Source organism: Streptomyces sp. NPDC001941 (assembly GCF_040296945.1).
Classification (GTDB): Bacteria; Actinomycetota; Actinomycetes; order Streptomycetales; family Streptomycetaceae; genus Streptomyces.
Genome location: NZ_JBEOYE010000042.1, coordinates 26,968 through 46,354, shown reverse-complemented (window position 1 = coordinate 46,354; position 19,387 = coordinate 26,968). Strand labels below are relative to the sequence as shown.

22 protein-coding genes and 1 pseudogene are annotated in these 19,387 nt (G+C 72.0%); 18 read left to right on the top strand and 5 right to left on the bottom strand.

The window, feature by feature from the left end; translation table 11 throughout:
* On the bottom strand, positions 1 to 3,268 hold a 3,268-nt coding region (locus ABT160_RS25985), incomplete at its 3' end, for a tetratricopeptide repeat protein (RefSeq protein ID WP_351650216.1).
* Between the two features lie 155 nt (positions 3,269 to 3,423).
* Positions 3,424 to 3,783: a trypco2 family protein gene (locus ABT160_RS25980; RefSeq protein WP_351650215.1), complete on the bottom strand. Its 360-nt coding sequence runs from the start codon at positions 3,781 to 3,783 to the stop codon at positions 3,424 to 3,426.
* Between the two features lie 162 nt (positions 3,784 to 3,945).
* Between ABT160_RS25980 and ABT160_RS25975 the strand changes: the two genes are divergently transcribed.
* Positions 3,946 to 4,107 (top strand): hypothetical protein, encoded by a 162-nt coding sequence (locus tag ABT160_RS25975; protein ID WP_351650214.1) that lies wholly within the window; start codon positions 3,946 to 3,948, stop codon positions 4,105 to 4,107.
* Between the two features lie 12 nt (positions 4,108 to 4,119).
* Here the strand turns inward: ABT160_RS25975 and ABT160_RS25970 are convergent.
* A pseudogene (locus tag ABT160_RS25970) lies at positions 4,120 to 5,309 on the bottom strand (dihydrofolate reductase family protein).
* A 160-nt stretch (positions 5,310 to 5,469) separates the two neighbouring features.
* Here ABT160_RS25970 and ABT160_RS25965 point away from each other — a divergent pair.
* Positions 5,470 to 5,931: a GntR family transcriptional regulator gene (locus ABT160_RS25965; protein WP_351650213.1), complete on the top strand. Its 462-nt coding sequence runs from the start codon at positions 5,470 to 5,472 to the stop codon at positions 5,929 to 5,931.
* On the top strand, positions 5,928 to 6,509 hold the full coding sequence (locus tag ABT160_RS25960) for an HD domain-containing protein (protein WP_351650212.1): 582 nt from the start codon (positions 5,928 to 5,930) through the stop codon (positions 6,507 to 6,509). Before ABT160_RS25965 ends, ABT160_RS25960 begins: the two co-directional genes overlap by 4 nt.
* On the opposite strand, the gene ABT160_RS25955 is transcribed toward ABT160_RS25960, so the two are convergent.
* Both ABT160_RS25955 and ABT160_RS25950 read right to left on the bottom strand, forming a co-directional pair.
* Positions 6,497 to 6,970 (bottom strand): NUDIX domain-containing protein, encoded by a 474-nt coding sequence (locus tag ABT160_RS25955; protein WP_351650211.1) that lies wholly within the window; start codon positions 6,968 to 6,970, stop codon positions 6,497 to 6,499. The two genes, ABT160_RS25960 and ABT160_RS25955, sit on opposite strands and share 13 nt — an antisense overlap.
* 2 nt (positions 6,971 to 6,972) lie before the next feature.
* Positions 6,973 to 7,689 (bottom strand): MerR family transcriptional regulator, encoded by a 717-nt coding sequence (locus ABT160_RS25950; protein WP_351650210.1) that lies wholly within the window; start codon positions 7,687 to 7,689, stop codon positions 6,973 to 6,975.
* A 379-nt stretch (positions 7,690 to 8,068) separates the two neighbouring features.
* Between ABT160_RS25950 and ABT160_RS25945 the strand changes: the two genes are divergently transcribed.
* From ABT160_RS25945 to ABT160_RS25875, 15 genes are all read left to right on the top strand, one after another.
* Positions 8,069 to 8,458 (top strand): hypothetical protein, encoded by a 390-nt coding sequence (locus ABT160_RS25945; protein WP_351650209.1) that lies wholly within the window; start codon positions 8,069 to 8,071, stop codon positions 8,456 to 8,458.
* 169 nt (positions 8,459 to 8,627) lie between these two features.
* Entirely contained in the window at positions 8,628 to 8,990 is a 363-nt protein-coding gene (locus ABT160_RS25940) for a WhiB family transcriptional regulator (protein ID WP_351650208.1), read from the top strand.
* Positions 8,987 to 9,406, top strand: a complete 420-nt coding sequence (locus ABT160_RS25935; RefSeq protein WP_351650207.1) for a hypothetical protein — start codon at positions 8,987 to 8,989, stop codon at positions 9,404 to 9,406. The genes ABT160_RS25940 and ABT160_RS25935 overlap by 4 nt, the downstream gene beginning before the upstream one ends.
* 89 nt (positions 9,407 to 9,495) lie before the next feature.
* The gene (locus ABT160_RS25930; RefSeq protein WP_351650206.1) at positions 9,496 to 9,774 is read left to right on the top strand and encodes a hypothetical protein; all 279 of its coding nucleotides are present in this window, start codon (positions 9,496 to 9,498) and stop codon (positions 9,772 to 9,774) included.
* Entirely contained in the window at positions 9,771 to 9,905 is a 135-nt protein-coding gene (locus ABT160_RS25925) for a hypothetical protein (protein WP_351650205.1), read from the top strand. The genes ABT160_RS25930 and ABT160_RS25925 overlap by 4 nt, the downstream gene beginning before the upstream one ends.
* Positions 9,902 to 10,441: a hypothetical protein gene (locus ABT160_RS25920; protein ID WP_351650204.1), complete on the top strand. Its 540-nt coding sequence runs from the start codon at positions 9,902 to 9,904 to the stop codon at positions 10,439 to 10,441. The genes ABT160_RS25925 and ABT160_RS25920 overlap by 4 nt, the downstream gene beginning before the upstream one ends.
* Complete coding sequence (locus tag ABT160_RS25915) at positions 10,438 to 10,656, top strand: hypothetical protein (RefSeq protein WP_351650203.1); 219 nt, start codon at positions 10,438 to 10,440, stop codon at positions 10,654 to 10,656. Before ABT160_RS25920 ends, ABT160_RS25915 begins: the two co-directional genes overlap by 4 nt.
* A 146-nt stretch (positions 10,657 to 10,802) precedes the next feature.
* Positions 10,803 to 11,057 (top strand): hypothetical protein, encoded by a 255-nt coding sequence (locus tag ABT160_RS25910; RefSeq protein WP_351650202.1) that lies wholly within the window; start codon positions 10,803 to 10,805, stop codon positions 11,055 to 11,057.
* A gap of 2 nt (positions 11,058 to 11,059) precedes the next feature.
* Positions 11,060 to 12,484 carry a hypothetical protein gene (locus tag ABT160_RS25905; protein WP_351650201.1) on the top strand — a complete coding sequence of 475 codons (1,425 nt, stop codon included), beginning with the start codon at positions 11,060 to 11,062 and terminating at the stop codon, positions 12,482 to 12,484.
* On the top strand, positions 12,481 to 13,110 hold the full coding sequence (locus ABT160_RS25900) for a GGDEF domain-containing protein (protein ID WP_351650200.1): 630 nt from the start codon (positions 12,481 to 12,483) through the stop codon (positions 13,108 to 13,110). The genes ABT160_RS25905 and ABT160_RS25900 overlap by 4 nt, the downstream gene beginning before the upstream one ends.
* Positions 13,111 to 13,160: 50 nt before the next feature.
* A complete protein-coding gene (locus tag ABT160_RS25895) occupies positions 13,161 to 13,724 on the top strand; it encodes a hypothetical protein (protein ID WP_351650199.1) in 564 nt (187 codons plus the stop codon).
* A complete protein-coding gene (traA, locus tag ABT160_RS25890; protein WP_351650198.1) occupies positions 13,724 to 14,317 on the top strand; it encodes a plasmid transfer protein TraA in 594 nt (197 codons plus the stop codon). Before ABT160_RS25895 ends, traA begins: the two co-directional genes overlap by 1 nt.
* Positions 14,318 to 14,399: 82 nt before the next feature.
* Entirely contained in the window at positions 14,400 to 16,472 is a 2,073-nt protein-coding gene (traB, locus tag ABT160_RS25885; protein ID WP_351650197.1) for a plasmid transfer protein TraB, read from the top strand.
* Positions 16,473 to 16,616: 144 nt separating this feature from the next.
* Positions 16,617 to 17,492: a bifunctional DNA primase/polymerase gene (locus ABT160_RS25880; RefSeq protein ID WP_351650196.1), complete on the top strand. Its 876-nt coding sequence runs from the start codon at positions 16,617 to 16,619 to the stop codon at positions 17,490 to 17,492.
* Complete coding sequence (locus tag ABT160_RS25875; protein ID WP_351650195.1) at positions 17,489 to 19,387, top strand: AICE element replication initiation protein; 1,899 nt, start codon at positions 17,489 to 17,491, stop codon at positions 19,385 to 19,387. The genes ABT160_RS25880 and ABT160_RS25875 overlap by 4 nt, the downstream gene beginning before the upstream one ends.

Genomic DNA, 19,387 nt, shown 5'->3' with positions numbered 1-19,387 from the left:
TGGAATCAGCAAGGGCACGGCGAATTCGGACAGCTTCCTCAACCGCCGCAAGCCCCTCCGATGATCGCCCCACATCCCCCAGCCGATTAGAAAGGCTGTTCAGGGACATGGCCAGGGCAGGCAAGTACGCATCTGGATTGGAATCAGCAAGGGCACGGCGAATTCGGACAGCTTCCTCAACCGCCGCAAGCCCCTCCGATGATCGCCCCACATCCCCCAGCCGATTAGAAAGGTTGACCAGGGACATGGCCAGGGCAGGCAAGTACGCATCCGGATTGGAATCAGCAAGGGCACGGCGAATTCGGACAGCTTCCTGAATCGCGGCAAGGCCCTCCGATGATCGCCCCATGTCTCCAAGCTGATTAGACATGTTGTTCAGGCAGGTGGCGAGGGCGGGTAGGTGGACGTCTGGATTGGATTCGGAAAGGGTACGGCGAATTCTGACAGCTTCTTCAATCACCGCGAACCCCTCCACCTGCCGCCTCATATTCCACAGACTGGCGGCCAGGTTATTCAGAGAGTTAGCAAGGGCAGGCAGATAGGCATCCGAATTGGAATCGGCGAGGGCGCGGTAGTGGCGGACGGCTTCTTCAATCGCGGCATGCCCCTCCACCCGCCGACCCATTTCCCACAGACGGACAACCAGGTTATTCAGAGAGTTGGCAAGGGCGGGCAGATAGATGTCAGGGTCAACTTCGGCAAGGGCACGACGAATTTGGACGGCTTCCTCAATCGCGGCAAGCCCCTCCACCCGCCGACCCATCTCCCCCAGGCGGACAGACAGCGTGTTCAAGGACATGGCAAAGGCGGGGAGGTGGTCGCCCCCACTGGCTTCGGCGACAGCGCGGCGAATTCGGACGGCTTCCTCAATCGCGGCAAGCCCCTCCGCTCGCCGACCCATCTCCCCCAGGTGGTTGGCCAGGTTATTTAGGCAGGTGGCTAGGTCGGGCAAGTAGGCTTTCGCGTCAACTTCGACGAGTATGCGATAGTGGCGGACGGCTTCCTCAATCACAGAAAGACCCTCCCGTCGCCGACCCATCTCCATCAGGCGGGTGGCCAGGGTGTTCAAGGAGGAGGCTAGGGCGGGCAGGTAGGCGTCCGGATCGACTTCGGAAAGGGCGCGACGAATTCCGACCGCTTCCTCAATCACGGCAAGCCCCTCCGCCCGCCGACCCACCTCCCCCAGACGGACGGCGAGATTACTCAGAGCCATGGCAAGGGCGGGCAAGTAGGCGTCCGGATCGGCCTCGGCAAGCGTGCTGTAGCGGTTGGAGATGGTCTGCGCGAGGCAGACGGCTGTACTCGCGAGACGTTGGCTGATCTGCGGAAATTGGTCGAACAACGATGTGAGGTCGTCGAGTTCAGCGTTGGGGTCGGCCACGATGGTGTCGAGGGCAGCGATGAGAGGCTGGGGATAGTCGGTCTGGACGACAGTGGTGACGAGATAGGGGGCGAGCTGGTGTCGTAGGCGTATGCATAGGTTGGTGAGGTGGCCATCGAGACGGCCGCCGAAGATCGAATGGGCGGCAGCGCGGCTGTAAACGGTCAGGAGCTGGACTGTCTGGGTGCTGTCGGCGCTATGGATCAGGTGCTCGGCGAGGGCGGGGTCGCTGTCCAGTGCACGTCCGATATGACGTTCCGCGAGACGGTCAGGCTGGAGCGCGCCCCACGGCTTGTCCGAGACGGCGGGTGGGTAGAGGGCAGCGACCCAAGCGGTGACCCGGTCTCGCCGGTCGCGCGCCTGGTCGGCCAGGGCCGGGATGCTGACCCACGTGCGATCAGCCTGTTCACGGTCGGCCGCGCCCACGAGGTGGGCGGCAGCCAGGGCTTTTTCCAGCGTGCTGCGACTCAGCACATCAGCGAGGCCGAGTGCGTGGGCACCATGCTGCCAGTAGCGGCGTTCATGCCCAAGCAGCCGGTCTTCTACCTCCTGGGCACGGTCGGCCGCTGACGACGCCGAGTCCTCAGCGGCCGGGGCGGCGGAGTCAAGTAGATCAGCGAGGACGGTCATCTGCAGGGTCAGCGCGTTGGCGAACACGTCATCGCCGAGCCGCGGGGCAGGCAGGGCGACGGCGGCGCCGGTCCAGTCCTGGTCGGCCAAGCCGCGCACCCGAGGTAGGGCGTCGGCCAGGGCTCGTGCGGCAGCACGGTAGGCCTGCGCGCGCGAGCCCGGCGCCTGCTCCAGTGGTGCCAGCCCGACTGCGGGAGCGTCGTCCAGGTGGTCCTCGGCGAGGCGGGTGGCGCTCCTTGCTTGGGTCCACCAGTCGCCGTCCGTGCGAGCCAGCAGCAGTACCTTGAACGGCGCGCCGCCTGCATGGACGCCGGCGTCGACGAGCGCGGTCAGCTGCCCGGTGCGGGCCTCCGCGTAGTCGAGGACGACCAGCAGCGGTTTGGCCACGTCGCGAAGCTCTCGGAGCTCGGACGCGTCGGCGCCCGCGCGAGGCCAGAGCACGGCCCACCCGTCAGCTGCCAGCAGCCCGGCCAAATGGTGGGCGAGCCGGGTCTTGCCTTGCCCACCGGGCCCGTGCAACAGCCAGGCGCCGAACCCGTCCCGGCTGCACCATCCGCGCATCCGCTGCAGCAGTTCCTCGCGGCCGTGGAAGGGAACTGTCTGCCGACCGGGTTGCAGCAACGCAGCCGGCGAAGCCGGACCCGCCCCGCCCCCAACGGTGTCTGCGTCGTCTAGATGCTGAAGCTCAGCCGCCTCCAGCCCGGCCGGACGTGTGCCGTGTTCGGCCAAGGCCGCACGGAACCTCGGGTCATGGTGCAGGACGTAGGTGGGGACGACGTTCAGCTGGCCGTGCTCGGAATGCTCTCGGTCGGAGGCCACCACGCCTGCCAGCAACCGACCGCAGAACACTGCCGCTCCCGACAGACCACCCCATGGGGAACTGTTCTCCTTCCACCATCGTGGGGGGTGCTGGAGCAGATCCATCACGTATCGGTTGCCGACGAACCCCGTACCCGGATTGATTCGGCCCTGCAGTTGGACCGCTTCCACTGGTTGCCCTGGCCGCTGGGCCACGTCGGGCAGACCCCACGTCTGGCACGTGGCGCCGGGCCGGTCCGTCACCAGCCGCCCCCAGCGCGCCGCCCCCGGCCAGAGCCGCCACACAGGATCGGCCTCGAGCAGGACCAGCGCAGCGTCGTCGCGGCCGCCGGGCGTGCCGCACCACACCACCTGACCATCCAACGTGCCGTCATGGCCGGGGCGGAACACGTCAACCAGCTCACCGGTCCGCATCGCGACGTGTGCGGACGTCAGCACCAGCCGCCCACCCACCGCGTATCCCGACCCCGGACCACCCGGCCCGGAGACCCCCAGCACACAACCCCGCTCCACTCCAACCCCTCCCGCGCGCCATGTCTAAGCCGCCGACCTTCGGCCCCGACCGGATAGTCGAGGCCGTCGTGTCAGAGCAGTCAGTCCGGGATGCGGCCTGATACGTCCCCCGGGCCGGCAGGCCGCTCCTGCGATCCACTGACCAAGAGGTCGCCACCTCGTGCGTTCTTCGGCGTGAGCGTGAAGGACACCCGGTGCGTACGACCACGCGACACCCCGGCCTCCGTCTCCGCACCCACCGCCCACAGCTTGAACCCGGCCTTCGCCTTCGCGTCCGCCCGCAGCTCGACCTCGAACTCCATCTCCACCGGCCCCACCGCGAACACCACATCGGGATCATCCGCGCCCAGCGCCGCCGCAGCGACAAGCTCATCCCGTACTGCCGCGACCGCATCCACCAGAGGAATATCCACCGACCCCACCCCGATCAGACGACCCACCAACCCGCATACCGTAAAACCACTGGTACAACCCCGGCAGGCGAACACTCAGACCCGCCGCAGGCCGTCCGCGCCAATCCAGGGCGGCAGTGAAGGCGGCTCGCCGCTTTCGCCACCGCGGTGGGGACGCGTTGAACATCCCCGCACAACGACCGGCTGCCGGTGATCTTCCTTTCCCAGGCCAGCGCCTGCGAGGAGTTCGTGACCACGCGGGCCGTCGCCCGTCGCGCCCTGGTCGAGCTGACCGGCTCCGGGCTGCTCGAAGTGGTGCCCGGGAAGGGGCGCGTCGTGCGGGGCCTGCCCGGGGGCGACGCCCCGCACTGACTGCAGGCGCTCCTACGGGAGCGACAGGTGCTCGTTCGGCTTCATGGCAGACGCCGCCAGGTCCGGTACCTCGACCACCACCACGTCCTCCGCCTCCAGGAGCTCCGTCCCGTTGGCGCCCGGGACGAAGGTGTCCGGCTCCCGCCAGGCCGTCACGACCCGGGGGATGCCCGCGCGCATGATCAGCCGCGCGCACGGCAGCGGGCGGGACGCGCGCTTCGCGCACGGCTCCAGGCTGCTGTAGATCGTCGCCGTCCCCAGGTGCGCGTCGTCCTGGTCCAGCTTCGCGAGGGCCGCTTCCTCCGCGTGCACCGTCGGGTCGCCGCCCTCGCGGGAAAAGCCGCGGGCCAGTTCCCTACCGTCCGACGCGACGATGACCGCACCCACGCTGAACGCGGTCTCCGAGGGCGGGCATTGCGTCGCCAGGTCGCAGGCCAGCTGCAGCCAGTGGCGGTCGGCCTGCGTCGGCTCCTGAGCCGTTCCTGGCGTACGGGGGTGTGTCTGGTCGCTCACTGTTGCTCCGGTGCGCTGGTCTCCTTCGGGGCGTACCGAAGGAGTACCACGTCGCCGATCTGCCGCGTCTCCAGCAGCCGCATCCGTCGCAGCGCGCCCCCGGGGTACGTGCCTTCGCCCAGGAACTTCGGCGCCTCCGGCTCGCCCACGATCAGGGGCGCGATCGCCAGGTGCAGTTCGTCGGCCAGGCCCTGCTCCAGGAGCTGCGTGTGGATCTGTCCGCCGCCTTCGACCATCAGGCGCCGCACTCCCCTGCTGTACAGGTACTCCAGGCTCGTCTCCCAGAACTGCCCGACGGGGGTGGCAAAGACCGCCGCCAGGTCGCCGAGTGCAGCGCCCGCCTTCTGCGCGGCGTCGCCAGCCGCGAGGACCAGCTTCTCGCCGCCGTAGTGCCAGAACTTCCACTCCGGGTCGAGGTCACCGGAGTTCGTCACGGTGACCTTCAGCGGGTACTCGGACAGCCCGGCCGCCAGGCGGTCGGCCCGGCGCTGGTCGGACTTCACCAGGAGCCGCGGGTTGTCCGCGCGCAAGGTGCCGGCGCCGACCAGGATCGCGTCGCAGGACGCCCGTACCGCGTCCACCCGGTCGAAGTCGGCGTCGTTCGACAGCATCAGCCGGTCCGGGCTCGTGTCGTCGAGGTAGCCGTCGAGGGAGACAGCTGCGGAGAGCAGGACGTACGGGCGAGGCATCCGTGGACTCCTCAGGGGTGGGGTGCCGATCTAGCAAGCCCTAACGTTAGGTGCTGAACACCCAATGGTTGGGTGCTCCGAGAGGTACCTGGGTACCCCACAGCGTGTCTGATCAGAGATGCTCGCTCTCGACCGAACCGGGAGCAGGAAGGGAGCATGCGTGGCTCAGTCGAGTCCTCGCGGGACGTACTTGAAGATCGCTGACGATCTGCGCGCCCGTATCTCCGAGGACCCCACGCTCTCCAAGCTCCCCTCCCTCGCAGAGCTGATGCAGACGTACTCCGTCTCCCGCGGCGTCGCCCTCCGTGCCTACGGCCTGCTCCGCGAGGAGGGCGTCGTCGAGGCCACCGCCGGCGGGCGCTATCAGGTACGGCGAGGCGGGGCAGAGCGGCGGCGGCCGTTGGCCGATCGCGTCCTCGCTCTCTTCTTCCAGCGCGAGTTGAAGGTGGGTGACCCCTTCCTCAGTGCCTCCGAGCTCAGTCGCCTCCTCGATGCCGCACGGCCCACCGTGGCCAAGGCGCTCGACAAGTTGGAGGCCGCCGGGCTCTTGTCCGCCGGCGGACAGGGGAAGGTTAGGACCGTGCTGGCCCTGCCGGACCGAGAGGAGCATTCCAAGCCTTGACTGCCAAGGGACTGACCGCCTGGGCGTATCCGCTCGCCGAATCCCTGCTCGCCGAGCCACTCCCCCGGCGCTGGAAGCACGTCCTGGGGGTCGCCGAGCGTGCGCAGGTTCTCGCGCCGATCCTCGGCGACGACGCCGAGCTCCTGGAGGCCGCCGCCGTCCTCCACGACATCGGTTACTCGCCCGACCTCGCCAAGACCGGCTTCCACCCGCTCGACGGCGCTCGCTACCTGCGCGACGTGGCCGGCGCCGACGAGAGAGTCGTACGGCTGGTGGCGCACCACTCGTGCGCCTGGCTGGAGGCCGACGCGCGAGGGCTGCGCGAGGAGCTGGACGGCGAGTTCCCGCACGACGCCGCGCACCTCGACGACGCCCTGTGCTTCTGCGACATGAACACCACTCCGGACGGCACCCCCACCAACCCGGTGGACCGCATCAACGAGATCGCGGGCCGGTACGGGACGGACAGCCTGATCGGGAAGTTCATCCGTCGCGCCGAGCCGGAGATCCTCGGGTGCACCTCGCGGGTCCTGGAGCGGGTGGCCGCGGCGAAGCGCGAGGCCCTTCAGCCGATGTAGGGCCGCTCGCGCCCCTCGTCCAGGGCGTGCTCGATCCGAAGCCGCATCGTGGGGTGCACGTCGTAGTCCGCCAGGTCCGCTGGGGCGACCCAGCGGACCTGCGTCGTCTCGTCGCTCGTACGGACCTCGCCACCGACCGGGCGCGCGCGGAAGCAGATGCTGAACTGCTGCCGGGCCTCGCCGTCGTCGTACAGCATCACGTGACCGGGGTCGGTGTAGATCCCCGAGAGGTCGATGACCTCCGCCTTGATCCCGGTCTCCTCCCAGACCTCGCGGATCACGGTGTCGCTGATCGACTCGCCGACGTCGTGGCCGCCGCCCGGCAGGGCCCAGCGGCCGTTGTCGGAGCGCTGGATCAGCAGGACCTCGCCCGCGTCGTTGCGCACGAACGCGACGACGGACGGGACTACGGAGTTGGCCGGCGGAGCGTCGGGGTCGTGGAGGTAGTCGATGCGTCCCATGATCAAGCTCCCGTGATGTCGTGTTCCGTCACCTGGCGCGCGCCTCCCCAGGTGTGCTCGATGCTATTCGCGTACGTGTCGAAGAGGCCGCCGCCGGGGAGCCGCCGCAGGTGCAGGACCGGGGCCATGTAGGCGCCGATGCCGTACACGTGGGTGTTCACCAGCATGTCGTCGTCCGCTCTGAACAGCGAGTTGTAGAGGGTCGCTTCGTGGATGCGGAAGCCGATCTCCGGGTGCGTCGCGAAGAGCGGGCGGTAGTTCATCAAGGCGTTGCGGATCTTGCCGTCCATGATGCGGTGGCCTTCGTCGATCCCGCGCTGCCGGACCGCGTCGCACTCCGGGTCGCCGAGCAGGATGCGCACCTGGGCGTCCGCCCGCACCTTCGTTTTCAGGATCTCCAGGAACTGCGGGTCCTCCGACAGCCACAACCCGGAGTAGACGAGCACCTCCAGGCGGTGCTCGGCCTTGCTGAAGAGGTCCCGCCAGAGGCCCGCCGGCACCATGTGCCGGTGCGGGTAGATGGTGACGATCTCCGCCCTGCTCAGGTCTGTCGTGACCTCCGCGACCCGTGCGTCCTCCCAGAGGGTGGCGACATCGACCTGCAGGGCCTCCGCCGTCGCGTACTGGTGGCGCCGGTACGGCACGATCCCCCGCGTGATCCAGCGCTCGACGGTCTTCGGGTTGACTGCCAGAGCGTCGGCGAGCTCCTGAATGCTCATCTTCCGGGCCAACAGGGCTGAACGTAAGCGCTCGTTGGGCATCTCCGCTCCCCGTGGGACGTCTTGGGAGCTCTTGACGCTAGCCAGACGTCCCCGAGCTGTCCATGGGTGGGGTGACCAACGCCCCTCATCTGCAGGGATTCTGATGGTGCGCCAGGAAGTCCCGGCAGCAAGCCAAGAGATTCCGTCGAGCTACTTGACGCGCTCGCCATGTAGTACCTGTAATACAGGTACTACATGGCGGCTGAGGAAGCCGCCCTGTGCGGCTCTCTCAGCACACGACAAAGGCCCCAGCAGATATGGGTCTCGGGGTGTTGGCCCACCCCTTGAACCGTCTGCCAGGGCCGTCGCATCGAGTTCCGTCCAGAGGAGTTCAACGATGCTCGACGAGCGTACCGCCGCCCCCGCGGCCGCATTAGCCCCCGAGGGTCTCCCTCACCCGCCCGCCCTCCTGGCCCAGCTCGACCGGGTCCGCGCTCTGTTCACGGCCCTTCCCGGGCTGCCGGAGCCGAGCGTGACCATCGACGACTGGCACGTCCAGGTCCAGTTCTCGCACCAGCCCTCCCACGTCGTCTTCCCCGCCGTCGCCCGGGTCGCGGCCCTGCTCCGCGTCCCCACCGAGATGCGGCACATGGACGGCGGCCGCGCCCACTTCCGGTGCGCCGGGCAGTTCCGGGGGACGGCCGTGTGCGCCTTCGCCTCCAGCACGCTCGCGCTCGACGAGGACCGCGACGTCGAGCGCGCGGATGTGGTCGGAGGCGGGGCGTGATGGCCGCCGTTCCGTTCTACGACCGTCGCCCGGTCGCCCGTCGCGGTACGTGCCCGCGCTGCCGCCGTACCGTCTCCCTCTCCGGCTGCCACACCGCCCGCGAGATGTGCGGCACCTGCGGTCACGAGTGGTCCCCCGCGTGCCGCGTCGAGCGGGCGGAGGTGCGGTGATGGTGAGCCCCTCGTACGGCCTGGCCGTCGCCGGCCGTCGCAACCCGCACCTCGCCCTGGTCCCGTCCCTCAGCGAGCGCATCGGGGTCCAGACGAACCCTCTGCAGAGTGCCCTCTGCACCACGGTCAACCCCGAGGTCTTCTTCGCGACCGTCCCCTTCGTGGTCGAGATCGCCCGCCGTGTCTGCGAGCGCTGCCCCGTCCAGCGGGCTTGCCTGCAGGGCGCGTTGGAGCGTGGCGAGCAGTACGGGATGTGGGGCGGCCTGACCCCGGAGGAGCGCCGCGAGTTGCGGCGTCCTCGGCGGAAGGCGCGGAAGACAGCGGAGGCACCGGAGGTTCGGAAGGAGGTGCGAGCGGCATGACCTACTCGACACCCACCGGGCACCCCAGCCAGCACGGCTACCCCGGGAGCTCCCTCGCGCCGGAGGGCCAGCCGTACGTGCTGACCGACGCCTTCGGCCGTACGTGCGTCTCCTCCGCGCCCGTGCCCGCTCCCCCGCACGCGGTCCACGCCCAGACGCCCGCCCCGGCCTGCGGCTGCTCGCACGGTTCGGCGCACACCCCTGCGCCCCAGCACCGCCTCTCTCCCGCCGCCATGGTCGCGGTCGGTGCGGGTGGCGTCCTGGTGGTCGGTGCCGTCGTCGTGGCGCTGCTCCTGTCGGTCGCGGTCGTCGCCGCCTCCGTGGCGACCTGCGCGGTCGCGCTGGCCGTGTGCGCCGTGGTGATGCGCTCGCTGCTCACCGGTCCGGCCCCGCATCGCGGCCGCTACCGCCGCTGACGCGGCTCCCCCTTCTCCCTCTTCCACGGCTGCCGGGCCGCCCCGGCTCGCCCCCGGCCTGCCCGGCAGCCGCTTCCCGGAGGTCTCCCGTGTCCGACCGGACGCTCCCCGCACCCACCCTCGCCTCGCTGACCCGCGCGAACGGCCAGCTGCGGCGCCGGATCGCGGCCCTGCGCCACGACCACGCCGAGCTCCTGGCCGCCGCCCGCGCCGCCGTCGTCGCGCACTACGACGGCCAGGCCCTCCCGCTGGCCGTCCTCATCGACACCCTCGACCAGCTCGGCGCGCTGCCCGAGTACGGGCCGGAGCTCACCGACGACGGTCTGGCCGCCGTCGAGGCCCCGCTGACCGGGCGGCGGGTCGCGTGAGCTCCGCCCGCCCGCGCTGCCCGGCCTGCGGCTGGCACCCGCCCCACCGCCGCCGCCACGCGGCCCGCCGCGCCGCCCTCGACCACGCCTGCCACCCGGCCGCCACCACCCGCAAAGGAGCACTGCGATGACCAACACCCGCGTCCCGAACGGCTCCGTCGCCAGCATCCCGCTCGCCCCGACCGGCTCCGGCACCCGGGCCCCGGCCGGCTCTCTCGCCGAGTTGCTCGCGCTCGCCGCCGACTACCGCGCCGCCGTCGAGCTGCGGCAGCGCCGCGAGGAGGAAGAGCGGATGTCCCGCGAGCGTACGGACGCCGAGTCCTCCGCCCGCTTCCACATCCAGCGGTACTTCCCCGAGACCCTCGCCGTCGTCCTGCCCCAGTCCGCGTGGCGCGGCTACGCCAGGGGCAGCGAATCGCCGCTGGCGCCCTGCGCGGTCGCGCACCTGGGCGAGGGCCTGTGGCTGCACCACACCCGCAACAAGCCCTTCGGATCAGCGCAGTTGCTGACGCTGCTCGTGCCGTGCGCGTGCGGCAACTACCGGCACGTGGCGCTGCCCGACCAGTTCACGTTGTCGGAGGAGCTGGGGGCCGTCGCGGCGAACCGGGGCACCTGCCCGGGGACCTGCACCACGTCCGCTGCCATGGCCTTCGGCGGTGACTGGTGAGCACCCCGTCCCCGCTGCCGGCGTCCGTGGCGTTCCCGGACGTGCCGGTGGTCCGGCGCCGCGCCTACCTCGCCTTCTGCGTCCACGCCGAGGGCCACCTGACCCCGCGCTGGCACGTGTGGCACGCGAGCGGGGCGTACGTCGGCTACTGCACCGAGCCTGCGCTGATCGACCTCACCATCGCCCAGCACCAGCCGCCCGGCGGCACCGCGTAGCCAGGCGGCACCGCCCCTCCGCCCGTCTGCCCCTCCGCGTCCCGCCCCACGCGGTGAGCCGTGCGCCCGCAGTGCTGCCGGTGCCCCGAGCCCGCGCCGGGCGGGCCCCACTCCCCATCACCTCGCTCCCTCGAAGGAGAGCCGTCGTGTTCCTCGCATCGTCGTCCGTCCTGGCCGCCCCTGCGGCCGGAGCGTCCCCCGCCGTCACCATGTCGGTGCTGTTCCTGCTGATCGCGGCCGCCGTGGTGATGTGCCTGTGGGTCGGCCACCGCTGGTCGACGCTGGTCCTGGGCGTGCTGATCGGCGTCTACCTGACCGGTCCGGTCGCCGACACCACCAAGTCCGTCGTCGCGCAGGTCATCGGTATCGCCGTCTCCGGCATTTCCCAGGCGGTGGGCTGACCGTGACCAGCCGCCGCACCACCAAGCGCCGTTCCCCGGCGCCCACGCAGGCCCCGACGGCCGGTGACCCGCTCGCCGCCGCCCGTACGGAAGCCGAAGCGCTGCTCGCCGTGGCCCGCGCGGAGGCGGACGGCGTACGCGCCGACGCCCGGGCCGTCGCCGAGGACCTGGTGGCCGACGCCGACCGTCAAGCCGCCGAGCTCCGCAAGGACGCGGCCGCCGACCTCGACCTGGTCCAGGGCGAGTTGGCGGACGCCGTGGGGCGCCGCGCCCAGGCCGTACGCGACCTGGACCGGGCCCGGTCGGCCGCAGCCGCGATCCGCACGGAAGCCGAGGACTTCAGCGCCGCGCGCCGCGCCTTCGCCGACCGGGTCCACCACGACGCCATCGACGCGGCCACGACGATCCGCACGGCCGCCGACCGTGATGCCGAGCGCGTACGGGAAGCCGGCGCGGCGGTCGCCCGGCGGCTGCGCGAGCAGGCGGACGCCGATGCCGTACGCCTCCGCGATGACGCGGACCGCGTGACCGCGCAGGCGGACCAGGCCCGGCGGGACGCCGAGCAGGAGGCCGCCCGGACCGTCGCCGACGGGCAGCGGCGGGCCAAGCTCACCCGCTACGACGCCGACGTCCTCCGCCACCAGGCCGACGCCGAACTCGCCCGCGCCCGCCGCCTGCGCGAGGCCGCCGAGGACGGACGGCGCGGGCAACTGACCGCATGGCTGTGGGGCAAGGCGCCGTGGGCCGCGTTGTGCGCGGCGGTTGGGCTGACGGCGTCGGGGGAGTTCGAGCTGGCCCGGCTGGTCGGCTGGCCCAACCTGGTCGCGCCGCTGCTGCCGGTCACGATCGACGTGTGGGCGGTGACAGCGTTCCACCGGGGGCGGGACGTGAAGGCGGCCCTCGCGGTGATGATCGGGACGAACACGGTCTACCACCTCGCCGAACGCGGCATGTTCGGCGTCGACGGCGCCGGACGCCCGGCCTGGTGGCTGATCATCCTGACCGCGTCCATCGCCCCGATCGTGGTGTGGCGGGTCCACCAACTGATCGGCGCGGGACGAGAACGTACCCCTTCCGCGCCAGACGCGGATCGGACCCCTTCCGCCGCCGTCGCGGAAGCCCCTACCGCGCCCGCCCCGGTAGCCCCCGCCCACCGGAAGGCCAGTAGCCCTACCGCTACCCGACGCCGCACCCCCGCGCAGAAGCCTTCCGGCACACACCCGCAGAAGCCCTCCGCCTCGCAGACCACCGCGTCCGACGCCGACCTGATCGCCGTCGCCCGCGCCCGTCTCGCCGAGGGGCACGAACCCTCCGCGACCTGGCTCATGAACACCCACGGCGTCGGCGCCAAGCGCGCGGCCCGGATCAGGGACGCCGCGAAGACGCCCACCCTCGCCCCCACCCTCGAAGGGAAGTCCGCGCCATGACGACCGACCCGTACCTCGCCGCCGTCGCGCTCGCCCCCGCCCTCGGATGGGCCGCCCACAGTCTGTGGATGGTGCGCCGCCTGCACGCGGCCCGCCTCGACCCGCTGACCGGCCTGCCCACCCGGCACGCCTTCACCGTCCGCGCCCGCCGCGGCCTGCGCCGCCGGGAGCTCAGCGTGCTCCTCCTCGACCTGGACGACTTCAAGCTCGTCAACGACACCTTCGGGCACGCCTCCGGCGACCGCCTCCTGGCCGCCGTCGCCGAGCAGCTGCACCGCTGGTGCGCCGCGCACGGCGGGTTCGCCGCCCGCATCGGCGGCGACGAGTTCGCCGCCGTCGCCGAGATGGGCGCCCAGGACACCGCCGACCTGGCCCACGTCCTCCTGAACACCACCGTCGACGTCGGCCACGCCCACCTGACCCCGGTCTTCTCCCTCGGTGTGTGCCTGCCCGAGGACTACCCCGGCGCCTGCCTCGCCGAGCGCCTGCACGCCGCCGACCAGGCCATGTACGCCGCCAAGTCCCTCGGCTCCCGCTGGCACATCGCCGGAGAACACCCCACCCACCGCACCGCCGCCGGCCGCCGCGCCGGACGCCACGGCACCCACGCCGCCCTCTCCCGCTGACGGCCCAACGACCCGACGCCACGGCGACGACACCAGGAAGGACACCCGCCATGCGCCCTCGCCCCAGCCCCCGTACCGGCTCCCGCGCCACGAAGGTGCAGTACGGATACGGCGGCACCCGCACCGTCCACCGCATCCCGCGCACCCGCCGCCGCGACGCCCAGCCCATCGTGCTGATCGTCCCCGAGCGCCCCACCCTCCTGCGGCGCGCCGCCAGCGCCCTGGGCCTGTGGCTCTGGGAGCGCCGCAGGGCATGGGCACCGGCCGCGTTGGCGCTGCTCGCGCTCCCGGCCGCCGCCGTCGGTCACGTACTGGCGTCGTGGACCGGCCTGGCCCTGGCCCCCGCCGCCGTACTGCCCCTGGCCTGGCTGCTGCGCACGTCGCGCCGCGACGCCTACCCCGACCCGTCCGTACGGCGCTGGCGCCTCGCCCTCGCCCTGGCGGCCACGTCCGCCACCGCCTGGGCCGCGCTCGCCCTCGCCTTCGGCCCCACCGCAGGCCCGCTCGAACTGCTCTGGCTCGCCACCGCCGTCGCCGCCCAGGTCCTGTGGCTGCGCAGCCGCCGCACCCCTGCCCCCACCGCCCCCAACTCCCCCACTGAGGAGCTGCACTGATGTCGTCCTTCTTCCCGCCCCCGCGCAACGCCGGATACGCGAACGGCACCACCAACCGCTCCAACGGGTCCAACCGGCCCAACCCGTCCGCCGGGTCCAACGGCAAGTCCCGCACCAAGACCAGCAACCGCACGCGCACCCGCGAGTACCACTTCCACGTCAACGAGCGCGACGCCTCCCGCACCGCCGGACCGGGCGGCGGCCCGTTCTCGCGCGGCGCGGGCGGCGGCGGTCGCCCCGGCCACAGCCCCCTCGCCGACCCGGAGTTCTTCAACAGCACCGACGTGCGCAACTACTGCGACGCCGCCCGCGCCGTCTTCCTGCAGCTCTCCTTCGAGCTCGCCGGGGCGGCCGACGTCCTCAACGCGGTCCTCAAGGAGGTCCCGGACCCGGACGGCAGGCCGTTCGGGTCGCGGGCCCGCGCCCGGCGCGTGTCCCGACGGATGAAGAAGGTCGCCGACGACGCCCGCGACGCGGCCAAGAACGCGGCGGCCACCTACGCGGCCTTCCAGCGCGAGTTCGACCTGCAGCTCATGACGTACCGCGCCCGCCAGGCCCAACGCCCACGCCGCCGCTTCGACTTCAACCAGTAGCCGCCCCGGACCGGCTCCACACCCGGCCACCGCCCAACAGCCAAACGCCCCACGCCCGTAGCCCGTCCAGGAGGACCAGGCCGTGTCCCACCCCACCCCCGAGCAGCTCCACGAAGAGCAGCTGCGCGCCGCCCAGGGCGGCGGCGGCCCGGTCGAGTACCTCGGCCACCGGGCCAAGCCCCACCTCCCGCCGTGGCTGATCGGGGTCGCCAGCGGCCTGGTCTCCTGGCCTGCCCACTGGTACTGGGCCGACAACGCCGCCGCCACCGCCGGGCTCACCCTCGCCTCGGTCGCGCTGACCGGCGCGACCTGGTGGGCGGGCAAGAGCACCACCGCGCAGCGCCGCCTGCACTCCGCCATCACGGTCGCCGCGTCCACCGGCTGGTTCACGGCGGCCGCCATCGCGGGGCCGGACGCGGGCCCACTGCCCGGCCTGTACTTCATCGGCGCCCCGGCGCTCGCCCTGTCCTGGAACATCCGGCAGATCCTGCGCCGTACGCCCGAGGGCAACTCCTCCGGCGCCGACGGCGGCTTCCTGGAGAAGGTGGGCCTGGCCAAGACCCAGGTCGTACGGTCCGAAGTCGGCCCCAACCGCGCCTCCTTCGACCTGCAACTGCCGCGCGGCGAGCTCACCCCCGACGACGTCTCCAAGAACGCCACCCGCATCGCCGGCGCCCTCGACGTGCCCCGGACCGCCATCCGCGTCCAGGAGAACCCCGACTCCGCCTCCCGCGTCACCCTCACCGTCGTCCCCCTCGACCTGCTGAAGAACACCGTCCCGTGCCCCGGCCCGTCCCACCCCGGCGGCTCGATCGCCGACCCTGTCCACGTCGGGATCTACGAGGACGGCACCGCGGCCGTCGTCCACTTCCCCGGCGATCCGTCCGCCGCCCGCAACGCCATGCACCTGCTCGTGATGGGGATGACCGGCTCGGGCAAGTCCGAGGGCGGCCTGACCGCTCTCGCCGAGATCTGCACCCGCCGCGACGTCGTGGTGTGGGCATCCGACCCGGCCAAGGCCGAACAGACGCTGGGGCCGCTGCTGCCCGCGCTGGACTGGGCGGCCCTGGACATGAAGTCCACGAAGGCGATGATCGCGGCGCTCAAGGCGGCCATCCCGGCGCGTACGGCGTGGCTGGCCAAGTACGGCTACAAGCAGTGGGAACCCGCCTGCGCGCGGGTCCAGTCGGACGGCTCCCCCGGCATGCCGTACCTGATCGGCTGGTTCGAGGAGGCCGCCAAGACGATCCGCGAGACGGACGACGACGTCTTCACCGGCATCTCCCAGGAGGCCCGCTCGGCGGGCGTCTCCCTGGTCATCTCCATGCAGCGGGCCTCCGGCGCCCAGGTCTCCACCGAGACCCGCGCCTCCTTCGGCTCCTCCTGGTGCCACGGCGTGCGCACCGAGACCGACGCCCGCTTCGCCCTCGACGACGACGTCCTGGACGCGGGCGCCGCCCCGCACGTGTGGAAGGACAAGAAGCCCGGCTACAGCTACCTGGTCGCCAACGGCGTCCCCGAGACGTTCTGGCCCACGCCCCTGCGCGACTTCCTGACCAGCGTCGAGTACCTGCGCTGGACCGTCGTCACCTTCGACCAGGTCCGTGCGTCCCTCGACGCCGTCACCGCGGCGGCCGCCACCAAGGCGGCCCACCGCCAGTACACCCAGCGCACCCGCCACCCCGTGCCCGGAACGACACCGCCCGAGGAGCCCGAGAAGGGGAACGCCATGCCCGAGACGACGTACGCCGCCGAGAACGAGGACGACCAGGCCACCCACGAACAGCACCTCGAAGCCGACCTGTTGGACGAGGACGACGACGACCCGGACCTCGACGACATCGACCCCGAGCAGCCGCTGCCCGAGTCCTCGACGGTGGTCCACTTCGCCGAACGCCCGGCCCCTCAGGACAAGGTCCAGCTCTCCCCCGCCCATGCCCGCCGCGCGATGGAGGAGCTCTTGGCCGAGTTCGAGGCGGAGGGCCGCACCGTCGTCCGCCCCGCCGACTTCATGGCCCACTGCGACCGCCACGGCCGCTCGCGCTCGTGGGTCTCGGGCCAGGTCGCCGCGTTCGTGATGGCCGGACGCCTCGCGGAGACGGAGGAGACGGGCACGTACCTGATCGTCCGCGACGACGAGGAAGAGGCGGCCTGACGCGTCGGACGCCCCCGCGCCCGTACACCCCGAACGCACCGGTCATACGCCCGCGCGACCCCCGTCTGACGCGTCGGACACCCGCCCCTGACGCGTCAGACGCTCCCCCTATCGCGGCCCTCCTCCCTCCCGAAGGAAGCGCGCATGAACGCTCCCGCCACCCACAAGTCCCATGCCCGTGCTCTCACCCACGCCCTGAACGCCGCCCGCCACGGCCTGGCCGTCATCCCGCTCACCCGCACCAAGCTCCCCGGCATCCGCTCCCCGCACCGAGCCGAACGCCGCCGTTCCCGCTGCCGTGGCGAGTGCGGACGGACCGGCCACGGCATCCACGACGCGACCACGGACGAGGAGGCGGTACGCGACCTCTTCGCGTACGCCCCCTGGGCGACCGGCTACGGCATCGCCTGCGGTCGCGCACCCCACCACCTGGTCGGCATCGACCTCGATGTGAAGAACGACGTCGACGGCATCGCCCACTTCGACCGCCTGGCCGCCGAGCACGGCTTCAGCGTCCCGCCCACGGTCACCGTGGCCACGCCCAGCGGCGGCCGACACCTGTGGCTGACGGCCCCCGCGCACGCGCCCGTCCCGAACTCGGCGGGCCGCCTGGCCCCGGGCGTCGACGTCCGCGGCTCCGGCGGCTACCTGGTCGGCCCCGGCTCCCTCACCGTGCGCGGCCACTACACGCTCGCGCCCGGCACTGAGGGCCACGCCCTCGCGGCCGCGCCGCCCGTGCTCCTCCAGCTCCTCGCCCCACCACGCCCCGCACCCCGCGCGGCAGCCTCGCTCCCCCTCTCCGGCCACCAGTCGGTCGCCCTGGTCCGCTTCGTCCTGGACGCACCCGACGGGCAGCGCAACGACCGCCTGTACTGGGCGGCTTGCCGCGCCCACGGCAGCAGCGACCCGGCCCCGCTCGCCGCGGCGCTCATCGAGGCGGCCCTGCACATCGGCCTCCCGGAGCCGGAGGCCCGCGCCACCGTCGCGTCCGCCGCCCGCCGTACGCGAGGAGCACGGTGACCCCGCACGTCGACCGGACCACCACCCCACCCGACGGCACGACCTCAGCCGACCTGGCGCGCACGCTCCTCACGGCCAACGGCGGGGACCCGGAGAAGAAGGGTCCCTCGCAGGCGACCCAGCTGGTCGCCCTGGCCCGGGAGCGCTACGACCTGTTCATGTCCGACGACGGCCGCCCGTACGGCGTCCGCGTCGACGGCCCCAACCTCGCCCTGCCCCTGCGCGGCAAGGCGGGCCTGCGCTCCCAACTCGCCCGCATCTACACCGACGTCCAGGGCGGCACGGTCCCCTCCCAGTCCGCGCTCGCCGACGCCATGACCGTCCTGGAGGGCCTGGCCGCCAACGCCGACCCGCGCACCCCGCTCCTCCGCGTGGCCCGCCACGACGACCGCATCCTGATCGACCTGGGCACCAGCGACGGCCGGTGCGTGAGCGTGGGCCCGGACGGCTGGCAGCTGCTGCCCGACGCCCCGATCGTCTTCCGCCGCTCGGGCGCGATGAAGCCGCTGCCCGCCCCCGTACGGGACGGTGACGGCCTGGCCGCGCTCCGCGACCTGCTCAACACCACCGACGAGGGCTTCCACCTCCTGGTCGCCTGGCTGCTCGCCGCGTTCATCCCGGACCTGCCGCACCCGATCCTGGCGTTCCGCGGCGAGCAAGGCACGGGCAAGTCCAAGGGCGCGGCCATGGTCATCGGCATCATCGATCCGTCCGGCGCCCCGAAACGCACGGCGCCGCGGGACCTGAAGTCCTGGTCGGTGCAGGCGTTCAACTCCTGGGCGATCTGCCTCGACAACATCTCGATCATCCCGGACTGGCTCTCCGACGCCCTCTGCCGCGCGGTCACCGGGGACGGCGTGGTGGACCGCGCGCTGTTCACGGACGACGACGTGGTGGTCCTCGAATTCCGCCGCGTCCTGGCCATCACCACCATCGACGCGGGCGCCCTCGCCGGCGACCTCGCCGAACGCCTCCTGACCATCGAGCTCCAGCTGATCCCGGACAGCAAGCGCCGCGAGGAGGCCGACCTGGACCGCGCGTACGCCGACGCCCACCCGGCGATGCTGGCCTCGCTCTTCGACCTCCTGGCCCAGGTCCTCAAGGCCCTCCCGGACGTCCAGCTCACCGAACGCCCGCGCATGGCCGACTTCGCCCGCGTCCTGGCGGCGGTCGACCACGTCACGGGCTGGGCGACCCAGTCCGCGTACAAGGCGACGGCGGCGGACGCGGTGGCGGACGTTTTGGAGGGGGAGCCGTTCGCGCAGGCGGTGGTCGAGCTGGTCGACGCGGCCGGACCCGACGGGCTCACGCTCACCACGGCGCAGATCCTCGACCTGGTCACCACCCCGGAGAAGCTGCCGAAGAAGTGGCCCAAGGACGCCACCCGCGCGGGCGGTCAGCTGAAGCGCCTGGCGCCCGCGCTGCGCACCATCGGCATCGAGGTGGACGACAGCCACCGGACGCCCGACCGACGCCGACAGCGCCTCTACCGCATCACGGCATCAGAGAAGAGGCGCAACACAGCGTCCGCAGCGTCCATAGCGTCCGCAACCACCTCTGACCAGGCACGTTCAGCGGACGCTGTCGCAGACCCAGCGTCCGGTGCAGTGGGCGCCAGCGTCCGCACACCCACCCTTGCGGACGCTGCGGACGCTCGACCGGACGCTGGCACCGTCACAGCGTCCGCACCTCGCACCCCCTCCGACCAGGCCGAATACAGGTCACCGGACGCTGCGGACACTGCGGACGCTGAATTGCAGCTCTCCTCTACTGCCGCCACCTCCTGCGAGGTCTGCGGCACGCCGCTCGACCCGGTTCTGGCGGCCGCCGGCGACCGCTCGCACCCCGGCTGCGAGACCCCCAACACCCCACCGCCCCCACCGCTCAGGAGCTGA

Bases quoted from the DNA above. Each gene is read 5' to 3' on its own strand.
- ABT160_RS25955 (WP_351650211.1), bottom strand. From the start codon at position 6,970: ATGGGACGCATCGACTACCTCCACGACCCCGACGCTCCGCCGGCCAAC.
- ABT160_RS25880 (WP_351650196.1), top strand. From the start codon at position 16,617: ATGAACGCTCCCGCCACCCACAAGTCCCATGCCCGTGCTCTCACCCAC.
- ABT160_RS25935 (WP_351650207.1), top strand. From the start codon at position 8,987: ATGACCTACTCGACACCCACCGGGCACCCCAGCCAGCACGGCTACCCC.
- ABT160_RS25920 (WP_351650204.1), top strand. From the start codon at position 9,902: ATGACCAACACCCGCGTCCCGAACGGCTCCGTCGCCAGCATCCCGCTC.
- ABT160_RS25950 (WP_351650210.1), bottom strand. From the start codon at position 7,689: ATGAGCATTCAGGAGCTCGCCGACGCTCTGGCAGTCAACCCGAAGACC.
- ABT160_RS25940 (WP_351650208.1), top strand. From the start codon at position 8,628: ATGGTGAGCCCCTCGTACGGCCTGGCCGTCGCCGGCCGTCGCAACCCG.
- ABT160_RS25900 (WP_351650200.1), top strand. From the start codon at position 12,481: ATGACGACCGACCCGTACCTCGCCGCCGTCGCGCTCGCCCCCGCCCTC.
- ABT160_RS25895 (WP_351650199.1), top strand. From the start codon at position 13,161: ATGCGCCCTCGCCCCAGCCCCCGTACCGGCTCCCGCGCCACGAAGGTG.
- ABT160_RS25945 (WP_351650209.1), top strand. From the start codon at position 8,069: ATGCTCGACGAGCGTACCGCCGCCCCCGCGGCCGCATTAGCCCCCGAG.
- traA (WP_351650198.1), top strand. From the start codon at position 13,724: ATGTCGTCCTTCTTCCCGCCCCCGCGCAACGCCGGATACGCGAACGGC.